At 45.6% G+C, this 22,807-nt stretch carries 23 protein-coding genes; 14 read left to right on the top strand and 9 right to left on the bottom strand.

Annotation, left to right across the window (positions count from 1 at the left end):
• Positions 1-77: 77 nt before the first annotated feature.
• From MASE_RS18265 to MASE_RS18255, 3 genes are all read left to right on the top strand, one after another.
• The gene (locus tag MASE_RS18265; RefSeq protein WP_014951184.1) at positions 78-755 is read left to right on the top strand and encodes a hypothetical protein; all 678 of its coding nucleotides are present in this window, start codon (positions 78-80) and stop codon (positions 753-755) included.
• A gap of 123 nt (positions 756-878) precedes the next feature.
• Entirely contained in the window at positions 879-1,886 is a 1,008-nt protein-coding gene (locus MASE_RS18260; RefSeq protein ID WP_014951183.1) for a hypothetical protein, read from the top strand.
• Positions 1,887-2,135: 249 nt separating this feature from the next.
• On the top strand, positions 2,136-3,155 hold the full coding sequence (locus MASE_RS18255; RefSeq protein ID WP_014951182.1) for an outer membrane beta-barrel protein: 1,020 nt from the start codon (positions 2,136-2,138) through the stop codon (positions 3,153-3,155).
• Positions 3,156-3,196: 41 nt separating this feature from the next.
• On the opposite strand, the gene MASE_RS18250 is transcribed toward MASE_RS18255, so the two are convergent.
• Positions 3,197-4,573: a S8 family serine peptidase gene (locus tag MASE_RS18250; protein ID WP_014951181.1), complete on the bottom strand. Its 1,377-nt coding sequence runs from the start codon at positions 4,571-4,573 to the stop codon at positions 3,197-3,199.
• Between the two features lie 350 nt (positions 4,574-4,923).
• On the opposite strand from MASE_RS18250, the gene MASE_RS18245 reads away from it, so the two are divergent.
• Genes MASE_RS18245 through MASE_RS18235 form a run of 3 tightly spaced genes read left to right on the top strand, consistent with a single transcriptional unit; the run spans position 4,924 to position 6,798 of the window.
• On the top strand, positions 4,924-5,421 hold the full coding sequence (locus MASE_RS18245) for an RNA polymerase sigma factor (protein WP_014951180.1): 498 nt from the start codon (positions 4,924-4,926) through the stop codon (positions 5,419-5,421).
• The gene (locus tag MASE_RS18240; protein ID WP_014951179.1) at positions 5,418-6,287 is read left to right on the top strand and encodes a DVU3141 family protein; all 870 of its coding nucleotides are present in this window, start codon (positions 5,418-5,420) and stop codon (positions 6,285-6,287) included. The genes MASE_RS18245 and MASE_RS18240 overlap by 4 nt, the downstream gene beginning before the upstream one ends.
• Positions 6,277-6,798: a CC0125/CC1285 family lipoprotein gene (locus tag MASE_RS18235; protein ID WP_014951178.1), complete on the top strand. Its 522-nt coding sequence runs from the start codon at positions 6,277-6,279 to the stop codon at positions 6,796-6,798. Before MASE_RS18240 ends, MASE_RS18235 begins: the two co-directional genes overlap by 11 nt.
• A 157-nt stretch (positions 6,799-6,955) precedes the next feature.
• Here the strand turns inward: MASE_RS18235 and MASE_RS18230 are convergent, their stop codons facing one another.
• The 3 genes from MASE_RS18230 to MASE_RS18220 all read right to left on the bottom strand — a co-directional run bounded on the left by MASE_RS18230 (position 6,956) and on the right by MASE_RS18220 (position 9,781).
• Positions 6,956-7,147 (bottom strand): CsbD family protein, encoded by a 192-nt coding sequence (locus MASE_RS18230; RefSeq protein WP_014951177.1) that lies wholly within the window; start codon positions 7,145-7,147, stop codon positions 6,956-6,958.
• 201 nt (positions 7,148-7,348) lie between these two features.
• Complete coding sequence (locus MASE_RS18225; protein ID WP_014951176.1) at positions 7,349-8,122, bottom strand: siderophore-interacting protein; 774 nt, start codon at positions 8,120-8,122, stop codon at positions 7,349-7,351.
• Between the two features lie 495 nt (positions 8,123-8,617).
• Positions 8,618-9,781: an MFS transporter gene (locus MASE_RS18220; protein WP_415857824.1), complete on the bottom strand. Its 1,164-nt coding sequence runs from the start codon at positions 9,779-9,781 to the stop codon at positions 8,618-8,620.
• 1,089 nt (positions 9,782-10,870) lie between these two features.
• Here MASE_RS18220 and MASE_RS18215 point away from each other — a divergent pair.
• The 7 genes from MASE_RS18215 to MASE_RS18185 all read left to right on the top strand — a co-directional run bounded on the left by MASE_RS18215 (position 10,871) and on the right by MASE_RS18185 (position 18,170).
• Positions 10,871-13,474, top strand: a complete 2,604-nt coding sequence (locus MASE_RS18215) for an efflux RND transporter permease subunit (RefSeq protein WP_014951174.1) — start codon at positions 10,871-10,873, stop codon at positions 13,472-13,474.
• Position 13,475: 1 nt separating this feature from the next.
• A complete protein-coding gene (locus MASE_RS18210) occupies positions 13,476-14,366 on the top strand; it encodes an outer membrane lipoprotein-sorting protein (RefSeq protein ID WP_014951173.1) in 891 nt (296 codons plus the stop codon).
• Positions 14,367-14,394: 28 nt separating this feature from the next.
• On the top strand, positions 14,395-16,008 hold the full coding sequence (locus tag MASE_RS18205; protein WP_014951172.1) for a hypothetical protein: 1,614 nt from the start codon (positions 14,395-14,397) through the stop codon (positions 16,006-16,008).
• Positions 16,009-16,035: 27 nt separating this feature from the next.
• The gene (locus MASE_RS18200) at positions 16,036-16,242 is read left to right on the top strand and encodes a YgaP family membrane protein (protein WP_014951171.1); all 207 of its coding nucleotides are present in this window, start codon (positions 16,036-16,038) and stop codon (positions 16,240-16,242) included.
• Positions 16,243-16,392: 150 nt separating this feature from the next.
• On the top strand, positions 16,393-16,974 hold the full coding sequence (locus tag MASE_RS18195) for a DUF3299 domain-containing protein (protein WP_014951170.1): 582 nt from the start codon (positions 16,393-16,395) through the stop codon (positions 16,972-16,974).
• Between the two features lie 5 nt (positions 16,975-16,979).
• The gene (locus MASE_RS18190) at positions 16,980-17,426 is read left to right on the top strand and encodes a hypothetical protein (RefSeq protein WP_014951169.1); all 447 of its coding nucleotides are present in this window, start codon (positions 16,980-16,982) and stop codon (positions 17,424-17,426) included.
• 15 nt (positions 17,427-17,441) lie between these two features.
• On the top strand, positions 17,442-18,170 hold the full coding sequence (locus MASE_RS18185; protein WP_014951168.1) for a DUF3299 domain-containing protein: 729 nt from the start codon (positions 17,442-17,444) through the stop codon (positions 18,168-18,170).
• A gap of 18 nt (positions 18,171-18,188) precedes the next feature.
• Here MASE_RS18185 and MASE_RS18180 read toward each other — a convergent pair whose 3' ends face one another.
• The 4 genes from MASE_RS18180 to MASE_RS18165 all read right to left on the bottom strand — a co-directional run bounded on the left by MASE_RS18180 (position 18,189) and on the right by MASE_RS18165 (position 20,894).
• A complete protein-coding gene (locus MASE_RS18180) occupies positions 18,189-18,986 on the bottom strand; it encodes a 5'-nucleotidase, lipoprotein e(P4) family (protein WP_014951167.1) in 798 nt (265 codons plus the stop codon).
• 62 nt (positions 18,987-19,048) lie between these two features.
• Entirely contained in the window at positions 19,049-19,975 is a 927-nt protein-coding gene (gene folE2, locus MASE_RS18175; RefSeq protein WP_014951166.1) for a GTP cyclohydrolase FolE2, read from the bottom strand.
• Positions 19,976-20,070: 95 nt separating this feature from the next.
• On the bottom strand, positions 20,071-20,547 hold the full coding sequence (locus MASE_RS18170; RefSeq protein WP_232362783.1) for a MerC domain-containing protein: 477 nt from the start codon (positions 20,545-20,547) through the stop codon (positions 20,071-20,073).
• Positions 20,548-20,618: 71 nt separating this feature from the next.
• Positions 20,619-20,894 (bottom strand): ZrgA family zinc uptake protein, encoded by a 276-nt coding sequence (locus MASE_RS18165; RefSeq protein ID WP_014951164.1) that lies wholly within the window; start codon positions 20,892-20,894, stop codon positions 20,619-20,621.
• Between the two features lie 17 nt (positions 20,895-20,911).
• Between MASE_RS18165 and MASE_RS18160 the strand changes: the two genes are divergently transcribed.
• Complete coding sequence (locus MASE_RS18160) at positions 20,912-21,829, top strand: hypothetical protein (protein WP_232362782.1); 918 nt, start codon at positions 20,912-20,914, stop codon at positions 21,827-21,829.
• A 116-nt stretch (positions 21,830-21,945) separates the two neighbouring features.
• Here the strand turns inward: MASE_RS18160 and MASE_RS18155 are convergent, their stop codons facing one another.
• Complete coding sequence (locus MASE_RS18155) at positions 21,946-22,800, bottom strand: pirin family protein (protein ID WP_014951162.1); 855 nt, start codon at positions 22,798-22,800, stop codon at positions 21,946-21,948.
• Positions 22,801-22,807: the final 7 nt, after the last annotated feature.

Raw genomic sequence — 22,807 nt, 5'->3', positions numbered from 1 at the left:
AACGGAAAATTCTTACAATAATAAATGAATGTGTCTTGTGCTTATGCTAATTATTGGAACTTAGGGAAGCATACAAAGTGACGCGTTCGAACGTTATTCCTATGGTGCTATTTGCAGCCATAGTGGTTTCGCTTGGGATTAATACACCGCAAGCCGCAAACGAGATTATTGCTCGTTTGTTCAACAAATCTATTTCTAATACTGAACTACAGCCTTCACAGGCTGATGTTGACCGTTTTCAGTCTATTTTAACTGACAAGTCTGAGAAAGAAGTACGAGCTATTTTAGCTCAGCGTGCACTTGGTAATAAAATTACCGAGTCTGTTCTTTCAGATTTTGCCGATAAAAATGCGATAGAGCCAAATGAAAGCGAAATTCAATCTGCGTATTCTGTAATAAAATTATGGACCGTTGATTTGGACAGCGATGGCGCCTATCAAGATGAAGAGCTAGAGCGTTACCGTTTCGCAATGGCGGAAGGCATGGCAAAAAGCTGGAAAGTATCGAAAGCCCTTTACGAAGCGTACGGCGGAGATGTGGTTTTTCAACAGGATAACCCGTTAACACCGGTAGGAGCTTATCAAAAACTGTTTGAACAGTATCGCGAAAAGGGGGAGTTTGTTATTTACGACCCTGCTTTCAAAGCTGCGTTTTGGAGTTCAGTTAAAATGAAATATGCCAAAACTTACGACCCAGATAATATAGATTTTTCACTTCCCTGGTGGGAAAAGAGCATGACTGCTTCAGAAAAATAGTTCGAAAAGCCCTGTTTTTACAGGGCTTTTTTAATTCTTTTAAAAAAATCAAACTCAGTGCGGAATAAAAACTTTTCTTCAATCGTTATCTCAGTGTCCTTTATGAAAAACGGAGATAAACGGATGAAAAAGTTAAATACTGCAATTGCACTGGCTTTAGGTATCGCGTCAACGTCTGTGTTGGCTCAAGAAACCACGTTCTCTGCTAACACATCAGCTAATGCGTCGACTTCTGCATCGCTTTCACTAACAAGCGGTGCAACTACACAGTCTGCAAATCGGGTTAATACACAGACTTCTGCCGAAGGCGAAGCATCTACGCAGAGCCAAATGTCCACCGAGAGCTCAGCCGATACCGGTGAACAATTATCCGCAAACCAAACAAGCAACGATCTATCTGCCGATCAGGGAGTGAGTCAAGTTTCTGCAACATCAGATATGGCGAACTCGATAACTTCGCCAGTGGCAGGCGCACTGACAAGTAGTGTGTCTGGGTCATTATCTGTACTGTCATCAGCGTCTGGAAATGCAGAACAAGTCGATGGAGCAGAAAGTGAAGCAGAAAGTACAGCGCAGGCAGCGCCAAGCTTGGCATTGAACCAAATCGGTTCACTAACAAACAATGGTGCGGAAAATACCCCAGGAGGTTCGCTAGCTGGCAGTGTAAGTGGTGCACTAAACAATACTGCAGAAACAGCAGCAGGCAGTACCTTATCGAACACGGCTGCAGGCACCATCGAAAGTGCGGTAAACGGCGGCGTAGCCAATACAGCAGCCAGCACCGTAGCAAGCTCAATGACCAGTTCTGTAACCGGAACGGTTGGCACCGCTGTCGAAGGAACGATTACTGACACGGTAGGAAATACGGTAGAAAGCACGGTAGCAAGTACGGTGAATAGCTCTGTAGAAGGCGCAGTTTCAAATACAGTCGAGCAAACTGTGTCAGCAACAGTCGCAAATACGGTAGGAAATACGGTAGAAGGTACGGTAGAAGGCACGGTAGCAAACACGGTGGATAGCACCGTAGCAAGTACGGTAAATAATACCGTGGCGAGTTCGGTTGAAAGCGCCGTAACAAGCACTGTAAACGACAACGTAGCTTCAAGTATTTCAGGTGCGCTTGGCCTTTAATATAAAGGCCTAAACCACTAGGTGGGCGCAGAGCAACCTTGAGCTAGCACGTTAAATAGCCACCTTAAAGTCTGAGTGCGGCTTGTCCAAATAGAAAGGCAAGCCGCTATTTAAGGTCTAGGCTGCAGGTGCGAATACACTGCCTCGCTATCGTGCATTCCCTAAAGCGAGCACCTCAAGTCAAATCTCACGTCTCTCCTTAAAAACAGCAATCGCTAAGTTTCACTTTCTCTGTGGTAGGTAACAACAATGAATACGCAAATACTTCAACACTCATCAACAACAAACAACCTTATTCGTGGCGGCCGCAAATGCCTATCGCTGTCCGTGGCAGCTGTTTTACTCGGTAGTAGCGCTGCTTATGCGGGCTCTGACAGTCACTCGCACAATGATGAAGATGCGAATCATACAAACGCAAAACACCAAACGATTTCATTCTCAGGGTCTGGCTATTTAGGGTACCGCTCTGATAGCAATGTGAGCGTTAGCGAGCTCGATACGAATTCAGATGTGGCCGACGGCGCGGTACAGTCAGAAGCTCAGCTAAAGGTGCTGGTGAAGCCCACAGCGAAATGGGAAAATGTACTGTCGGTAAGTCAGGCGAATACCAACTATCAAACGCTAAGCGAGTTCGATCTTGGCCTTACCACACTGTCCGTTAGCACCAGCTATGCGTTTGACTTCGCCAAACTAGGAGCGCACTACTATCACGCTAGCGCTGAGCTAGACGGGCGTGACTTCCTCACCTATCAACAGTCTGGATTATCTGTCGGAAAATTGTTGGGGCAGCGCACTTACTTGCGTGTTAGTAGCGACCTAATCGATAAACAATTCGAGAACACGCCTGAAGGTGCGCCAATTCGAGATAGTGAAGCAGCTGCTGTGCGCAGTGACCTATTTTACTTCTTCGAAGGGGAAGACTTCTTCCAAATCGCACTTAAGTATCAAAATGAAAATGCCCAAAATAATGTGTTCGATTACACCGGTATCGGGATGGATCTAGCGTACACCTATCCTCTAGCGGTGTTTAGTAAACCCTTGAAGCTTACGGTTGCCTATCAATTAGATGTAAGAGATTACGCCTCAGAACAAGATGGAGGTATAGGCAGGGAAGACGACAGACACGTTGTTGAGATGAGTGCCGATTACGCCATTCACAACAATGTTGATATCAAACTGTCTACGCAATATGGAGACTTTGCTTCTAGTGTCGATGGCGCAAATTACCAAGAAACCATTGCTGAGTTAGGCATTAACGTTCATTTTTAGTGGGCGTTAATATAAGTTCTATAATGAACAGCACGCTTAATTTAAGGCAGCACACCAAAACCGAATACGCTGTCTCGTCCGGGAGCCCCTGCATCTAAAGCTAGCTGCTGAAGTTTCAACAAGGCAGCGTTCCTTTCTTGTTTTTCGCGCAAAAAGCATGCATACAAAGCGGTGGCGCGCGGTGAAGCCATAGAGGTTCCCGTTTGCCTGATCGTTTTTCCATTAGGATGTGCGGCATCTACCGACACGCCAAACGCAGCAAAATCAACGTAATCCCCTTGGTTTGCCCACCGGTAAATTACATTAGATTTATCAACGGCCGTAATGCCCAATGTTTCTGTATAAGCCGCGGGGTACAAGGGTAAAGAGGCTGGCCCCTCGTTGCCCACCGCAGCAATGATTTGAATACCGCTCTTATCCAATTGATTTATGACCCGCGCTAAAATAGGGTTGTCGGGACCTGCAAGGCTCATGTTTATGGCGTCTACCTGCTGTGATGCAAGATAGTTTAAACCTTCAATTAACGACATTAGCGTAGCGCCTTGGCTAACGCTATTACGCGAATAAAACACACTGGCGTTAAATACCTGGCTAGACTTAGGCAACGACGCCGCCAATAGGCTGGCTACTGCGGTACCGTGGTCTGACGAAAAGGCAACGTCAGTTTCGCTGCCCGCATTGCCATCTTGCTCCTGATTTCGATCTTGATTATGACCGACAATAAAAGACGCTTGCGTTAAATTAACGTGTGAGAGCAGTGGGTGATTGGACGCTACATGAGTATCAACCATTCCAATGCGCAGTGGGGTTGGACAGGTTTCCAGCTTTTCACTGCTTATCTCTTGAAAAGACCCGTTCGAAGTGGGCTTGGTCTGTGATAAATAAATATGATTTCGACCAATTTGAGACTGCAAATTATGGGGCAAACTGTTGCGAATAGACGACACATCATTCTCATCTCCTGTGACTTTAACTTTAAAAAGCCACTGAGAGAGCGCGGGCAAAAACTGAGCTTTTTGTATTTCAATATTGGCACCTTGAAAATGTACTTTGTCGGCTTCTTCCCCTAGGAATAGCCACTCCTTTTCGACAGCCAGAAAGCCACTTTCAACCGTTACTTCATTAACAACTACCTGGCCTGAAGTCGATAAAATAGTGGTTGCTGCAGGAGCGATAAATTGGGGGGCAGGAATGTCGCCTAGTACGCCCGACGCCACTGTTGATAAGTCTCTGGCGCCTTCGATAGATGATTGCGCTTTTCGTCTTGCTTCCTCGCGAATGGCGTTTAGGTCGGAGGAGGTTCGATCAATTATCGGACGCACAGGAGACACCACTTGATTCAATGTTCCTGCTAGTTGGGCTTGTGATGTTGGTGCCGCAATCAAACTCAAAATCGCCACAATGAGTGTGTACTTCATTTTACTACCTTTACGTTAACGTTGGGGCAGATCGGTGCCTAAAGAAGGAATGGCATAAATTGTGCCATAGCCTCTATTAGAAGCCTGTGGTCCATTGTGCACAAACGTTGTTCTAAATGTGCGCTAAAGGCGAACAGGCATTTACCACTACCTTACAGTGTAGTGACGATTAGACAGAAGAAAAATTCCAATGCGACCCTTTAGACTGTTAAACATTCGCCTTGTCTAGATGGCTCACAGACCGCTGCAATACAGTGCAGTAAAAAATAGGTCTTAGTACGTGGAATAAAAACAAAAGTGGCTCGTTAACAGACTAGAGATAACGGGAAACCTCACAAAGGTACATGAAAATGAAAGATGAGTTGACTGAACTCGTCCCGTCATTGCGAAAGTTTGCATATTCGTTGACGGGTAACATGCATGATGCTGATGATTTACTTCAGAACACGCTTGAACGGCTATTGAGTAAACCGCTTCCTGAGCAAGTTACATTAATGGCTTGGGCATTTAGAGTGTGCCGCAACTGTTGGATAGACGAATACAGAGCGAAGAAAGTTAGAACCAATGCGACTGATGCCCTTTCCTATGAAGCGCAATCGGCGAATAGCTGCAATGACATAGATGACGCTATAACGCAGACAATTACGCTTAAACAAGTCTCAAGCGCTATGGATGAGTTACCCTGTGAGCAAAGAGAAACCCTTTCTTTGGTTGCTGTACAAGGGATGAGTTACGCGGATGCTTCTGAAGTGTTGCAGGTACCGACGGGCACCATTATGAGCCGTCTTGCCAGAGCGAGAGCAAAAATATCAAACTTACTAAATGGTCAAAACGAGGTGCTATTGTGATCTTAACTGACGAAAAACTCTCAGCATTTTTAGATGGAGAGTTAGATACCGCTGAGATGGATCTGGTTCGTGAAGCGATAGCACACGATGTTACCGTCTCTGACCGACTCGCCGCACTTGCAGAAGTGGATAGAGTTGTGAAGGTGGCTGCTGAAAAAGCGACAGCAGTGGCGCTGCCCAAAGAAATCGTGGCCCTTTTGAGTGATGAAAAACCGTTAAGCCAGGCAAGCGGCGTACAGGTATCCGATACAAGCTTAGCCAGCGTAAGCGCTGCAAATCAAAGCTCCGTAAATCAAAGCTCCGTAAATCAAAGCTCTGCGGAAAACGTTAAGCCGTTTCCAAAGAAAGCGAATTCAACTAATAGTGCGCCACATAAACAAACGAAGTGGAAGGGGCCTTTTGCAATAGCTGCGAGTGTGGCGGTATTAGCGGGCTTAGTGTTCTTTAATCAACAGGACGCTGAAACAACGCAGCCTTCTCATTGGGCGAGAGTATCATCGGTACTCGACAGTAACCTAACTGGCGAAGCAACAACCTTTGATTCAGGCGTGACGGTTACGCCACAGTTGTCTTTCGTAAATACGGAGTTTAACTACTGTAGACAGGCTGAAGTCGCATCGAAAGATGAACTAAATGTAATGATTGCTTGTAAAGATAAGCAAGGTGCGTGGCAGCTTGCCGCTAGCAAATTGGACGAGCTAGGTGAGAATGCAGGTCAATATCAAACCGCCACTAGCGCTAAAGTAATGGAAGAAGAGTTAGACAAAATGATGGCGTCTGCGCCATTAAACCGAGAGCAAGAGAAAAACGCAATTGAAGCAACTTGGCTAGCTGATAAGGCCGAAGGAGTAAATGATGAAAACTAAAATTATGTTAGTACTTGCGATATTAATTATGGCGGGCTGCGCCAGTCAACCCGATTATAGACAGGCCAAAAAAGGCGGCTTTGGCTACACGGAAAGTAAGTTGAGTGATACCCAATATCGCGTGCATTTCAAAGCGAAGGGGTCTGATAAAGGCAAGGCGATGGATTACGCCATGCTCCGTGCTGCCGAGCTTACGTTATTAGAAGGCTACGACTGGTTTGTAGTGACTGACCGAGAGACCTTAGTAGATAAAGAGACCGTGCAAACCACACCTACCGCAGGCTTTAGCCAACGATATGCACGGGTTACCGAATGCGGTGTGCTCACTTGCAGAACGTCCTACCACCCTACTACCCAATTCGAAACGGGTGTATTTGTAGGGGGCTCTCAGCAAAGTGAGATCGAAAGTATCTTGAGCATTGAGATAGGCAAAGGTACGCGTCCAACGTCGGCAACGAGCTTTGACGCAAGGGAAGTTCGCGATAACTTACAGCCTAAGACGGAAGAGTGATAAAAAATCAAAGGGCATAACCTCCCTTGACTTTGACACAAATAAAAAGGGCCGCTGCATTATGCAGCGGCCCTTTTAGTAGCAGTAAAGATTAACAATACAGTGATACCAGATTGTTATACTGCCAGTGTCTTAATTCATATATTGAAGACGGCGATTAATTAAAATAACCATCGACCTCTTTTTCAGCTTCGTCACGGCTTTTGCCATAAGCTTGTTGAATCTTACCTACTAGTTCTTCACGTCGACCGTCAATTACATCTAGGTCGTCATCGGTAAGTTTGCCCCACTTTTGCTGCACCTTACCTTTCATTTCTTTCCAATTACCTTCAATACGATCACTGTTCATAACTTGCTCTCCTTATCCAAACAATTGGTTGAAAAAACTGGCGGAATAATTGGCCAGTTATTTTCTTAGCAGCAAATGCTGTTCCATTGTGTAGGTGCATGAAAGTATTGAATTTGTTGTTTATGAAAATTCTGCCGTACAGTTGTTTTTTATGCAGAATTTACAAGTTCTTGCAAAGCCTACAGGAAGCATAGTCATCAACTAGGCCAATGTTTTAGCATACGCTTCACTGTCCTGCCTTTTTTCTATTTTATGTTGATCTTCGCTGCGGCCTTTCTTCCAGTAGCTGCTAATGTAAATATTCTCGTGCGCCACGGATTTTTCGTCCTTGAGCCATGCCCGAATCGCCCGCATATCAGAAAATTCACACGCCACCCAAACTGTGGGGTTTCCGTCGAGCCAAGTTAACTGGTCAAGGCGGGAAGGTAAAGATTGCTCATGTTCCCATATCACCGTTACTCCTTCGGGCTTCTTAAGTGTAACCGCATCCTTTTCGTCTTCAATTTTAATCACGGCGTAGCCTTTGGTTTGCACAGGAAGCTCGGCGAGGTGATTTCTAATACTAGGAAGCGCTGTCATGTCGCCAGCCAACAGTATCCAATCATATTGCTCGCTGAGTCCCTTACTAGAACCGGGCCCTGCGAGCGTGATGATGTCGCCAGGCTTTGTACTTGTCGCCCATGCCGACGCAGGGCCAGTTTTACCACCATCGGCATGGATAACCATATCCAGAATCATTTCAGGCTTCTCTGCGTCAAAGTGCGCAACCGTATAGGTGCGCATTGCCACTTGGCTCGTATCTGTGGGGCGTTTCAGCGGGTTTCCTTCTAGGTCGAACATAAGTTTAATGTACGCACCTGCAGTAACCGAGGGAAAGGTAAGAAGGTCTTCCCCACTAAGGTGTACACGCTGCATATTTGGGGTAATTCGGACTGATTGGGTGACAATAGCTCTGCGAGGTTGCGGTTTAGGCATTAGCTTACTCCTGTGATCTTGAGTAGCTATTCTATTTAGAAATAATTCTCATTTCCATTTCTAAAGGTGAAATGATCAGGATTGTTTAGTTCTATTTTTTAGATTAACTGACCGGTCTTGAGATAAACTAATACAAATAAAATAGATAGGTGTACGTTGGATTAGTACTATAACAATAAGCGAGAAATACGCACTGGAAAAGGAAAGACTAGAGCAAAAGAAAAGGGGCTAAAAAGCCCCTTAAAAAAACCACAACATAACTTGGAAAACACATTTACACACCACAAAGACGCACACTCAACGACTTCATGTATAAGTTAAGATAGCCTAATTATAAAAAGGTTCCGCTTTTTTAAAAATAAAAGGTAAAAAATAAATACCTTTGAAATAGGCGTATTCCTGTCACCTGTCACCTGTCAGGCTGGCATTAATTCGCTAAGGCCTGTTTAGCTTTGATGACGAATTGGGCCAAATGTATAGAACGGTTAACAGGCCCTAGCCAACGTGTCTTATTCTTCGCAATGTTATGTAGACGACGCACGTGGTTGCTGCGATGAGCGCTGACGCTATAGCGAACGGAAGCGCGATGTCCAGTTGGTAAATGAAAGCTGCCAGTGGTGGACCTATTACGTAGCCCATGGCAGTAGTCGCTGTAATTAACCCAGTGATAGTGGCTTGTTGAGAGGGGGCGCAGTAGGTCGTTGCTGCAGCTGCCAAAGATGGGTAGGCCATTCCCATACCTAAACCCATTAATGTCATGGCCGCATAAAGTATAAATAACGAATGTTGAAGAAAGAGCAGCAAGTAGGCTAAGCCCAATAGCGGAAGCGCGATAGTGATCATCGCTTCTTTGCTTATTCGGCCTTTTTGTACCCACCCAAATTGGGCTGTAAGAGACGCGGCAGCACTGACCATCATCGCGAAACCCACTTGCCGAGCAGCGTCTACGGGTGAATAGTCGTAAAAATCGATAAAAAAGAAACCCAGTGATTGCTGCATCATCGCCATTGCGCAAAATACACAAATACATGCAGCGACGAATACATAAGGTACTTTGCTAGGCGCTTGGTTATTGTCGCTAGTCTGCTGAGCGTTTTTTTGCTGAGACAAAGGCGGCAGAACAGGTAGCTTAAAATATACCAATGTAAGCGCCAGCAAGGTTAGCAAAACGATGCTGTACAACGGTGCTAATAAGCCAAAACCGACTAAAAGCCCAGCGTAGGCGGGCCCCACAATTTGCCCTACGTTGCTTGCAGAGGTGACTTTGCTGATTGCACTTACTCGACTTTGGGGCGTACTGATGGCGACGGCGTAACCTACCGCAGAAGGCGGAGTTGCAGACATAATGGTTGATTGCAGACTTCGGCTTATCAACAATGCCAAAAACAAATTGGTGCCGCTTATAATGCCAGAAAATCCTGCCATCCATGCACTAGCGAAGGCAAATGTGCCCAAGCTATAACCCGACAGACCAACCTTTAAAATACGTTTAAAGCCCGCACGCTTAGCGACTTTGCTCCACACATTCGTACCGAACGCAAAGATAAGTGCAGAGCTAGACATAATAGTGGCAATGTGGAATTCAGAAAGGTTCGCCTGTCGCCCCATAGAAGGGAGTGTGGTAAGCATTACGCTTTGGCCAACAGACGTAGCGAGCAACGCACAAAAAAGAACTCTAAAAACGATAGTAGATGCAGACGGCGAAAGCACGCAGGTAGCCCTTTTGTTAGGCGATAAAGAATCAACGCAATTTTATCACAAATGAAGATAAAAAAATGCCCGCCAAAGGCGGGCCAAAATCAGAGGTATGTAAAGGCCGGGATGGGCCTTTGAGGGGAGAGGGTAGTCGTCGGATGACAACTCACTAATAACATCGACGACATTACCAGTGTCCTCACTATGGTCTCGCTGAAGCAACACACACGTACATTCAACGAATCCAAATTGGGTCAACAATCCCTTGCTGCACGAGACATCACTGTCGGTGCTTGCGATGTAGGTACTCAGAGCTTGTTTGCAATCCTTATGAAACAAGTGCCTTGCATCCTGCGAGTTTAATTAGGTTGTCTTTTACCTAACCTCATCATCGACCAGCAATTTAACGAATCTTCTACAGGCATCCATTAGCTACAATTCTGACACATCCATTTTTCCTTGGTGACACACTCCATGCACTTCCAATGTCGTCACCTTCAGTATTTGTCATCTACGCAATTTGGCCTCTCCGTCGCTAAAGCTGTCCTAGCTACAAACTGCGTTCTGTATTTATCCGTTAGTCTAATGTATGCGTGATCTGTGCCAAACCTTAAATTCAGTTTAGAATAATTTTAAATTACTGATTTTTATGGGTTATTTTTATTTTTGGACAGCGGGTAGCTCGTATTTGAAAAACTAAGGTTGAGTAGGTATGTAGTTTTTTCTCGGTGGTGTGTAGCGTTTTACAAACACTTTTCTTTTCTCTGTGTAACTCGTCGCATTGCTCTTGATCTTTTCTAAAAATACATTAAATTGTTCATATATTAGAAATATCTAATTTAATGCGATATCCCATTAACGCTGTGGCCCATAAATGTACCCATTGTTTTTGCTAACGCAGGTAGGCGTTGTGAAATGTTCTGCAGAGCAAAGGTCATGGTTTGTGAAAGTGAAGCGCCACTCAACACGTCAAGGAAACACAGTGGATGGAGTTATCCCAGTCGTATCACGATTAGAGGGGATCAATGTATTTCCTAGTAGGAGTTCGTAGCTATGTTCACGGCAGTTATTGAAAAATTACTGTTCCTATCTACCCAGAAAGGTAAGTGGGTTTATTCCGCTTTACTGTTGGCTGTTGTCTTTTGCGCTTATCAAATGCGGCTAATTACGATAGACACCGACCCAGAGAATATGCTTGAAGCCAATCATCCTGCCCGCATCTTTCATAACGATGTGAAGCATACTTTTGCTATGCACGACGCGATAGTGGTGGGGGTTATAGCATCACCGGCCAATGACACAGCCACTGATAATGCTGCTTTAAGTACCAATAAAGGCATCTACACACCAAACAACCTGCAAGCAATAGACGGTATTACCCAGCAAATATTAAACACTGAGGGTGTTATTGCTAGAGATGTCATGTCGTTTTCAACAGTGGACAATATTACTCAAGGTGACGACGGTGAGCTCAAGTTCTCTTGGATGATGTCACAAGCCCCATCATCGCAAGAGGAAGCAGATTACATTGCCAATGCTATTGCACGCCTTCCAATGTTACAGGGGAGCCTGGCTTCCTCATCAAACAATGCTGCGGCTATCTATGTGCCCATTAAAGATAAAAATGAGAGCTTTCGTATTGCGGAAGACATTCGTGCCTATATTGGCGCGAATACAACAAACGAAACATTGCAGTGGCACATAACAGGACTCCCTGTTGCTGAAGATCAGTTCGGCGTTGAAATGTTTATTCAAATGGCAATTTCAGCGCCAGCTGCGGGACTAATGATTTTTATCCTCCTTTTTATCTTTTTCCGCAATTTTACGCTGATTACCGCCCCGATGGTGGTGGCAATGGCAACGGTAATTATCACAATGGGGGCGCTAATCGGCTTAGGTTTCACCGTGCACATCATGTCATCCATGATTGCCATATTTTTGATGCCTATCGCTGTTGTTGACTCGGTGCATATATTGTCTGAGTTTTCAGACCGCTATAAACCAGGTCAAAAGGCCGAACAAGTGATTACCACAGTGGTTGAACACCTATTTCAGCCGATGCTGTTTACGTCGCTGACCTCTGCGGCAGGGTTCTATTCACTTATGCTAACTCCCATTCCACCCGTACAGATTTTCGGTGCTTTCATTGGCTCAGGTATTCTGTTGGCTTTCGCTATTACGCTTACCTTTATACCTGCATATATATCAAGAATGTCGCCAGAGGCGCTCGCAAAATTGCAGTCTGCACTGCACGCCGATGCCAATACCTCATCAATGAAAACAACATACTTACAGCGATTTGTGTACGGTATTCGCACCTTGGCGCTAAATTATAAAGGGGCATTACTCGTTGCGTTTATGGTGATTTCAGCGGTATCAGTGTGGGGTATTTTCCAAATACAAATTAACGACAACCCTGTGCGCTGGTTTAAAGAAAATCATGAAATTCGCGTAGCCGATAAGGCGCTTAATAAGGAGTTTGCGGGTACGTATAACGCGTACATTGTTATTGAAGATACCCGCAAGCTGAAAAGTGCACGTGAAATACTGCTAAGTGCAGTGTTGCCCCCTTCATTAGATGAATGGCGTGAAACAACCCTCGATACACTAAACAATGAAAATGCCGGCAATAATTTTGAGACTCTCGCATTTGCCGTCGATGATGCATTATTCGGTGATCTTGATAGCGACGAATATGACGCTTTAAATCGATTGCTTTCAAGCATTGATGAAATTAAAGGCACAAGCAAAACGTTTCAACAGCCCGATAATGTAGCGCTGCTTTCAGACCTGCAAAATTACCTAAGCACTCAAACGCTGGTGGGTAAAACTCAGTCCCTCAGTGATGTGATTAAAGTGGTTAACCGAGAGCTGCATTCGGGCAATGACAGCGACTATGAGTTACCTAATACTCAGCCGGCGATAGCACAGACGCTCTTGCAATATCAGTCCTCTCATAGGCCTCAAGACTTGTGGCATTTCGTGACACCAGACTATCGTAAAACCTTGGTGTGGCTACAACTATCCAGTGGTGACAACCAAGATATGACCGAGGTAATTGAGTTAGTCGATAACTACTTCGCTCAACACACACTGCCTGATGGCCTGACATATCAATGGGCAGGTAAGGCATACCTAAATGTGGTGTGGCAGGACAACATGGTTGCAGGCATGTTAGACAGCTTACTTAGCGCCTTTATTATTGTTTTTGTGATGATGGTATTGCTGCTGCGCTCACTGATATTCGGTGTATTAGCCATGCTGCCTCTTACTATAACTATCACCTTTATTTACGGTGCTATTGGCATTGTAGGTAAAGATTACGATATGCCTATTGCCGTGCTTTCAGCCCTGACATTGGGTTTGTCGGTAGACTTTGCCATTCACTTTCTGGCTAGAGCCAAAGAGATTTACAAGCAAACTGGTGACGTGAGTAAAACGTTTGATGCCATGTTTGAAGAGCCTGCTAGCGCTATTACTCGTAATGCGTTGGTCATCGCGCTTGGCTTTACGCCGCTGCTTTTAGCGCCACTGGTGCCTTACATTACCGTGGGTATTTTCCTGGCAAGTATCATGTTTATTTCAGCACTCGTTACGCTGCTGGTGCTGCCAGCTGCTATGACGTTGCTTAAACGTTGGGTTTTCAAGGAGGCCTAAAATGCGTATTTCCATATTATCAGTGTTCATGTGGCGTCGACCAAAAATACGAAACCTTCGAAGCATGTTCAGGGGCCTTGTTGCGCTATTACTTATATCGGGTAATGGATTCGCTCAAGCCTTGGCAACCCAAAGCGACGAAAGCAGCAGTAGTATCGATGTTGCTGAAATCGTTAATAAGGCTGAGCAGGCGGCGTACTACGCGGGCAATGACGGACGTTCAATGGCGAGAATGCTGATTGTAGACGAGCAAGGTCGAAAGCAAATGCGTCAGTTTACTATTCTGCGCAAAGATGTGCCGAATGAGGCAGGCGCCGACACCGGCGATCAACGTATGCTGGTTTTCTTTAGCCGTCCTACTGAAGTTGAAGGTACGGTATTTCGCGTTGAAAAGCATGCGGCGCTTAATTCTGATGACGACCGTTGGTTATATTTGCCGGCTTTAGATTTGGTAAAGCGGATAGCGGCTGGCGATAAACGTACATCGTTTGTTGGTTCTCATTTCTTCTATGAAGATGTTTCCGGCCGCGCAACGGCCCAGGACAGTTTTGAGCTGCTTGAACAAACCCAAACTCATTATCACTTAAAAGCAACGCCCAAGGACACAGCGCTCGTTGAGTTCAGCCACTATGTAGTAGAGATAGACAAAGACACTTATTTGCCCACCTTAATTAACTTTTATAAGGGGGACAATAACTACCGCCGCGTTGAAGCTGTAACTATTGAGACTATACAGGGCAATCCTACTGTGGTGAGAAGTAAGGTGACGGACCTTGCATCAGGTGGCTATACCCTTATGGAATTCAGAGGGATTGAATACGACATAGGTCTTCCAGATAGCATATTTAGTGAGCGTAGCCTACGTGTGCCACCGCAACGCTATATTAAATAACACAATCTTGAAAAAGGAATTTAGCACGGTGCGCTTGCCTAAATTACTAGCTCCATCCATATGGATAACGCTGCCTAGCCAAGCTTATGGTCTTTCTGAGTGGGTTAAAAAGCAATGGAGGGCGCACGCTTTGCTCTCGCCGATTATTTTCATTTTTGCATTAATGGCAGTAGTAAGTTTACCGTTAAGCGCTCAGACGTTAAATGTTGAAAGCCAGAACCCAAAAGACCCGTTAAAAATCGGTACACAAGAGTACAAAGCTAACGTAAACGACGAGTGGGACAGCGTGTGGCCTGAGGAGGATAATGTCGAATCAGGTGACGATTGGAGCGATAAGTGGGATGACGAATGGGGCACTGACAGCAAAAGTAAGCTTCGTATTTCTGGTTTCGCCGAGCTCGCCGTAGGAAACCGTTTTTCCCGTGACATGGCTACCGCGTTTGGCAGTCAGAATTCACAAATGAACGAGAGTTTTCAAGCAGCTAACGCGCCATCCGTGTTAAATAACAGCACATTGCGCGACGCCAGAGTTCAACTTCGCGCAGACTATGCATTAGACAGTTCCTCCATTTCCAGTAAAGCCGACGTTTGGTATGACGGCGTAACGTCGTCGTGGGAATCACAACTTCGCGAACTGGCATGGCAAGGTAGCTTAAGCAGTATTCTACCCAGCGCTTTAGTCGGCACGGGGGACTGGGCAAATGCATTTGACATTAAAGTCGGTAAGCAAGTGCTGACTTGGGGGACAGGGGATTACTTGTTCTTAAATGATCTCTTCCCTAAAGATTATCAGTCGTTCTTTGCAGGAAGAGAAGACGAATACCTTAAAGCGCCGAGTAATGCATTAAAGGTGTCGGGCTACACGGATTTTGCCAATGTAGATTTAGTCGTCACACCTGAATTTGAGCCTGATATTGGTATTACAGGCGAAATATTTTCTTTTTACAGCCCGCAATTGGATGAAAACATTGCCCCTTCGTTTTCTGTTGAACGTGATAATCGCCCACGAGGAAGTGAGCTTGCCTTAAGGGTGTATAAATCTGTTAAGGGGATGGAGATTGCAGGCTATGGTTACACCGGTTATACAAGGCAGCCCACCGCGACAGATTCTCTTGGAAGACCGCGCTACAGTAAAATGAATGCCTATGGCGCAAGTGTTGTCGCGCCTCTGGGGCGGGGGATAGCAAATGCGGAATACGTTTTCTACAACAGCCTTGAAGACATAGATGGAAGTAACGGGCAAATAGCGAATGATCAAAGTCGTTTCTTACTAGGCTATAGCCAAGAAATTGCCGCAAATCTTACCGGTGGTTTCCAGTGGTACACCGAGTACTTACACAATGCGGATGGCCTAGATAGAACAGTCTCGTCTTCTGAGCGAGTTCAAGAAAAATACCGCCATTGGGTGACGACCCGTTTAACGTGGTTAGCACTTCGTCAAACACTGACGTTAAATACTTTTCTGTTTTATTCACCCAGCGATAGCGACGGATACCTAAAGACTACAGTGGCTTATTCGCCCACCGACAAGTGGCAAGTGAGAGCGGGGGTGAATGTCTTTTCAGGTAAGGATAACTATACGTTTTGGGGGCAGTTTGAAGACGCAAGTAATGCGTTTATTGCCTATCGATTTTATTTTTAATCTCTTCCAATATTTAAGGATTACGTTATGTCTCAGGAAAAAGCATTAACCGCCTTCGCAGGGCTCATGGTGTTGTTTTCTGTATTACTAACCCAGTTTGTTCATGCAAACTTCATGTGGTTTACCGTGTTTATTGGCGCAAACTTGTTCCAACAGAGCTTCACTGGCTTTTGCCCAGCAACGCTATTTTTTAAACACGTGCTTGGGCTTAAAAGTGAACGGGAACTAGCGTAATCAACTGATGCTTCACAAATGCGCTAGCAAAGCATTCTCTATTGAGTAATTGGCGCTAAGTAACATTTTGCAAAGATAAACGCTTATCGCAATTCACTACGTTGTGATATGTTATAACATGATTGTTAAATAGTATGTTAGGTCATCTTTGTGAAATTTTCTGTCACGCTTTCTAGCGTTAAATTCGGTTTAATTGCGGCACTATTGGTTTTATTTAGCACGTTAAACCCAACCCAAGCCGCCAATTACGAGGAAATTGACTGGGTAGCTCTTATGCCCGAGGACGATTTGAGCGCGCTTTTAAACAGGCCTGAGTTTTTAAACGATATTGCCGATGGCTCTGCCGCCGACTCTGTCGATGACTTTGCTTCAAAGCAGCTAGAAGATGAACAAGCACAGCGATACCAACAAGCGTTAGTGTCGACGCGAGTGATAGAGGCGTTTGACGGGAAGGCTATCCGCATCCCTGGATTTATAGTGCCTTTAGAGCAAAACGATGAGCAAAAAGCGACGGCTTTTTTCGTCGTTCCTTATTTTGGGGCTTGCTTACACATGCCACCACCGCCGCCAAATCAAATTTTGTATGTTGAATACAAAGAAGGCATTGCAGTTGAGAACTTGTACGACCCTTATTGGTTTGAAGGCACGGTAAAAATAGACAACCACGAAAGCGCACTAGGTACATCTGCCTATTCGTTAGTGCTAGACAGCTTCGCGCTTTACGAGGAGTAACTGATATGAAAAAAACAGTCGTTGCAGCTACCGTTTTATCAAGTCTTATAGCCTTTCATAGTACTGCGTGTGAACTACACGCAGGTATGGGAAACATGCAGTTTGGCTTTCAGCACCCCATGATGCAACAGCATTTAGCGGCAGCTAAGGAGCCGCTCATTTCGCTCAATATCGACAGAAAGCGAGAAGTGGCTAAGCTTGAGGCGTCAGCTGTTCCGCTGCGATTTACCATTCCTTCGAACTACAAAGAAGTTAGCGTAGATGTGATGGCAAGTGATGGCGTAACGCTACTGTCGCCGCAGCGCTTTTCTCTGCCGTCTACAAAGGGCGAACAAGCCATTAGCTTTCAGGCACAAGAAGAAGGCACGCACGAACTTGTTCTAAAAGTCTATGCGCTTAAAAAGAATGTGCCGGTAACTTACACCCGCAAAGTCAAAATTTTAGCAAGTTAAAAGCTAGGATAATGTATGAAGCGCGCCACGTACGTTTTACTGGCTTCTCTTATTGCTTTGATTGCATTGGGCGCGCTGGTGGGGCTCGGCCTGAGGGGTAAGCTTGATAGCGTAATTGAGCGCTTTTTCGAGAATAACACGGCGATTTATCAAGACAGCCACAGGTTAACTACCGTTCAACAGTTCCTACCCTTATCGTGGGACGCGCTGTTACCTGACGCCGAAAAGGCGCTGTTGGGCAAGACCCGATCGACTCAAAATCCTCAGCAGAATTTACCCCTTCATGAACAGGTATTTCAGTCTATTCAACGCACGTTTGACGATGAATACCAGCAAGCGCTTATCTCAGTGAATACGGTTGACACATTTAACGGCAAGTACGTCGAACTCAGCGGGTTTATTGTGCCTGTAGAGGCCAATGCACAGCGAGAAATAACTGCGTTCTTCATTGTGCCTTATTTCGGCGCGTGCATTCATTACCCACCCCCGCCACCGAATCAAATTGTGTTTGTTTCGTTGAATAATACCCACGAGCAAGGCGGCATTAGAGGAATAGACATCCAGCAGGCGTATACGTTCTCGGGTGAGTTTTCTACCGGGTTGTATGAAGACCCTCAGGGCACATCCGCTTACTTACTGGATGTGGTAGAAATAAAGCCCTATTCAGGGCTGGGAAATGGCATTAACGATAACAACGCTAATTTAACGAACGGCGCTTTCCATATAGAAAGCGACATTCGTTGATTTTACTTTATCAATGGTCTACCAAGAACCATACATGGGGTTTGGCAGAATAAAAATCTCTGTGCCCACTCGTGGCATGAGCAACTCAACGTTGGCAGATTCTTGGGTTACGCCGCCCACATCTTCAATGTTGTCGCCAATTTGCATGATAATAGTGTGAGGCTCAGCCCACGTAGACGTCGCGTCTTTAGACGTATTCGAACATGCGATCTTGCCCTGGGTAAGCTGCATTCTGCGCAAGTCTTTGTCATTAACCATACCTTCCTGGCCTACCGCTTCTTTGTCTTCAGCAGTGCGGCCAACAATACAGGTATTACTCGTGGTAAGCGGCAAACCTTGCGCTAAAAGGTTATTCCAGGTGTGACTATCAAGCGCTTTATTGCGATTTGTAATAAGCGCCACCTTGCCATTTCGTGCAACTACTTCATCGATGAAAGCGGCTACACCAGGCACCAGTGTGGCTTCTTCACGTTTTACCCATTCGGCCCAGCTTTGTGAAGAATATCCCAAGCCAGCACTTTCCCGTTCTTTTTGATAGGTGCTATTGTCTAGCACGGTTTCATCAACATCCATCACCACAACATCGCCATTAGCAAAACGCGTAGGCAGCGCTGAAATAGCTTGGCCATACACAAAGCTTGAGAGAACAGGGTACTCTTTGCTGCTGGTTTGGTATATCACGGCATTTGATAGAGTGTGTGATTTTACACCAGCAAGCGGGGTTGATGGCGCAGACGAGCACGCCGCAATAGCTGATACTGCAGCGCCTATGCACGCTGCTTTGCTGATGTAAGAGAGCTTGTTAAGAGATAACAATGTTATTTTCCTTTTATTGTTTCTTCTGCCTACCGGTTTCAACACCCAAATTATGTCTGAATTTATCGATGAACTGGGCCTGATAATTCAGCAATGGCGTCGTGTGCATGCAGACTTTCTTGATGTTCTACTTTTACACGAAAATAGGTAGCTTGGTAATACGTACTTAACGCTTCATGCAGTCGCCTTACCGAATCTTCTACAAACATAAGGTTTTCAGCATTACGCTTGGCAAACGCCTGTTCATCTTCACGCTTAACTGCGGTTTGAAGCGGTGTGCCTAACGCGTTTTCTATCAGGTCAATAATACCAATAAAATCGGGGATCTCGTTGTCGCTTAAATCTAGGGTTATATCGGCAAAGGAACGCTGTGCATGCGCCGTGGCGATGCTGGCTTGTTTAGAAGCGAGCCAAGCGCCCATTTCTTCTACGGATAAACCTTTTCCTTCGAATTGCTGCACAAATACTTCTGATAACGCCTTGCGAGAGAGGGAGGCCGAACAAGGACAAGTACTAGAGTACGGGACTCTTAACTTAAGCTGTGCCTCATAACGTTCAGGTGATCGTCTTACGCAAAGTGAAGCAGGGTACGATTGATATCCTGACATCCTACTTATGAGCGCCGGACGCGACACGGTGAGGTCAAAGTGTAAATTAAGCTGGGCGCTGTTGCTCAGCCCATCTTGAGACTCGATAAGCGCGTTCATTAACGACACAAGTGCCGACTTATGTAAGTCTTGGTTGCTCAAATATCGCTGCAGCAAGCTGTACAATCGAGACATGTGAATGCCTTTAGCATTGGGGTGATCTAAACTCACTGTTACATCGACTTTTGCTTGGCTGGCTAATCGCTCACCGCGCTTACCTAGCACGTGCAGAGGGATAGCGATGCCCTGCATGCCTACACTATCAATAACAGGAAGTTGCGCAGTGGAATGCTCTGTAGTGACATCGGGAAGTACCGTGTCGGAATGATTAAAACTAGACAAAATAACCTCTGAATGAGACCTCAAAAACGACTTACACCACTAATATTGCGAGCGTCGCTCGATAAGAATTACCCGCTTTTGAGATTATGATGAAACTAATAGGGTTGTGATTGGGGGGTCTCGCGCCCTTCGCAAATAGGCTCCTGCACGCTCGACCTAAGCCGATAGTTAATCAGGTGCGCACCAACGATAATAAACGACGCGATTACCGTGATTGTTACTTCACCATATTCACCTAGTACTTCGTGTCCTAAGCCTACCCATTCAACCAGCAGCGGACTACTTAAAAGTGTTAGGCCAAAAACACCAGCAAATACTACCCACTTATTTTTGTGATGTAGGTAGCCTAGTGAGAGCGCAAGAACACCGATGGGCAGCACAAAGAACAGCAATATTTGATGGAAGGTTTCATCATTGAGAATTGACACACCTGCCAATGCAGGTATGGAAATCATTAAAATAGGCGTTAATAAACAATGTATTACGCAAAGGGATGAAAGGAGCATAGCGAGCCTGTCTGAAATGAACTGCACTTTTGGCATTGCGCTGCTTCCTTGAGATATCGAATTCATAGTATGTCCGAAAATTGCTATGGCGCACGCACAATGAGTGAAGCTTGCGCCTGAGAGAATAAAAAATCTAACTAGCTGCTTATCAGTAAGGTTGGCTGACTTGGAGTTATCTCTAGTGCGCCTTGTCCTTTGTTGGTTACCCAAATTGCATTAACGTGCTGCAGGCTTGGCCAATGGGGAAACCCTGTCATCTCAATACGCTTTACGGGGCCTTGGCAACTAAGCAAATATGCGACACGAAAATCAGAGTGCGTGTTGCGATGGGCATGGTCTTCGTGTTCACTTTCATGCTCGTCATGCTCGTCATGCTCGTCATGCTCGTAATCAACCGACTCACGTAGTAACACACGACGGTCAGCTTGCTGTGTTTTACGACGGAAATGCGGACACCAGCATGCCGGCAGCGGTAAAAGTGGTAACCGATACCCAAATTGCCAGTGAAATTACAGAAGTTCCTACTTTGGAATTTACTGTAAATATGCACGGTGTCGCGGAACCGCGTGGAGACATGCTAATTAGTACTGTACGTCGTGATGATGCAGAGTCTCGTTCTGCTAATCCAATCTTGCCAGACAGCGTTGCGGTATATCACTGGCATGATGGCGAGTACGAAGAAGAGCAACGCTTTGATGGCGAGTGTGCTGATTTACATGGCGCCGCTCAAAACGAAATCGCTGTGGCATTTGGCTGTAGCGACGGCGTATTAATTCTCAACGAAGATGATGAGGTATTTACCAGCGCGTTTATTGACAACATTGATGGGCTTGGCGATTTGCGCATTGGCACAATGTATGGACATGAACACGCTGAAGCGTTTATTGGTATTGCTTCACAGCACGGCGGTGGCAGCGCCATCTTGGCCAATGTGTCGCCTGTAACTAGCACAATGAGCGTGATTGACTGGCAGCCAGAGACTGACGCTCATGCAGTGTCATACGGCTTCTCAATGGGCGGTGAATTCTTTGTTATTTTAGATGACAAAGGTTTTGTAACACTGCTAGAAGCGCATGAAGAAGACGGTGACACGCACTGGGAATTTTCGCACAAAATTGATGTGGCCAGTGCCAGCGCCGCAAACCTAGCAGAAGGTCAGTCATTTAGCATGGCGGCATCGCAACACGAAGAAGCCTTGTTTGTTGTTGACCCTGTTGCGCAAGCTATCCTCGCTGTTGATTTGGAAGCCGAGACCACGGAAACCTTGCTTGAACTGGATTTTGAGCCTGCAGGTGCAGTTTGGCTAGGTATTGCTGAAGAACACGAGCACGGCGATCACGACCATTAATTCGTAGTGGTATTACGCTAATGAAAGAGCAGGCTATAAGCCTGCTCTTTTTGGTTTTAATGTATTTTGTGCTTAAAGCCATTAGTTTGTTGCTAGAGCTGCTTACAACAACAGCTTTATTTAGGCAGCGGAATAAACTCGCGGTCGTCACCCGGAATAGTTGGGAATAATCCGTTTGCCCAACGAGCCTCAGCGTCTTCTATTTTCTCTTGAGAGTACGCCAAAAAGTTCCAACGTAAAATGGGTTGTTTCTCCATTTTCTCTCCACCTAAAAGGAAGTAGCGACTATTCTCCATGGTTTCAATTTCACTTTCATCGTCCAATAGCACAAATTCGCCTGCGCTGAATACTGCATCTCCTAGTTTTACTTTTCCGGAAATAACGTAACAGGCCGTTTGAGAATTGCCACATGGACGCTCAATAACCGCTCCTGCTTCTGTTATCACATCTAAATAAAACATGGGTGAGTACGTCTTAACCGGTGACGTGTAGCCGTACGCTTCCCCTGCAATTAGGCGCATCAGTACTTTTTCACGATGTATATACGGCAGTTTAGCTTTGTTAACGTGTATAAAGCTGGGCTCCATATCTGCCTTTTCTTCGGGTAATGCAACCCAGCACTGTAGACCGTTTAGCACATGGTCACTGCCTCGGGTTTCAATGGTCTCTCGCTCAGAGTGAACAATGCCTTTACCCGCTGTCATCCAGTTTGCGTCGCCGGGCTGTATTTCCTGAATAGTGCCTAAGCTATCCCTATGCAGCATACTACCTTCCATTAAATAGCTAATGGTGGCCAGTCCTATATGCGGGTGGGGCCTAACGTTAATGCCGCTGCCTGCTGGGAAATGTGCAGGTCCCATATGGTCAACAAAAACAAATGGGCCAATGCTCCTTGCGTCAACGTGGGGAATAATGCGACTTACTGAGAAGCCACCTAAATCTTTTTTGTGAGATGAAATTCGTTTTGCCATGATCTTT

The organism is Alteromonas macleodii ATCC 27126 (genome assembly GCF_000172635.2).
In the GTDB taxonomy this organism is placed as follows: domain Bacteria; phylum Pseudomonadota; class Gammaproteobacteria; order Enterobacterales; family Alteromonadaceae; genus Alteromonas; species Alteromonas macleodii.
Note: the sequence above shows the minus strand (reverse complement) of the source record. Positions and strands in the feature narration are given on the sequence as shown.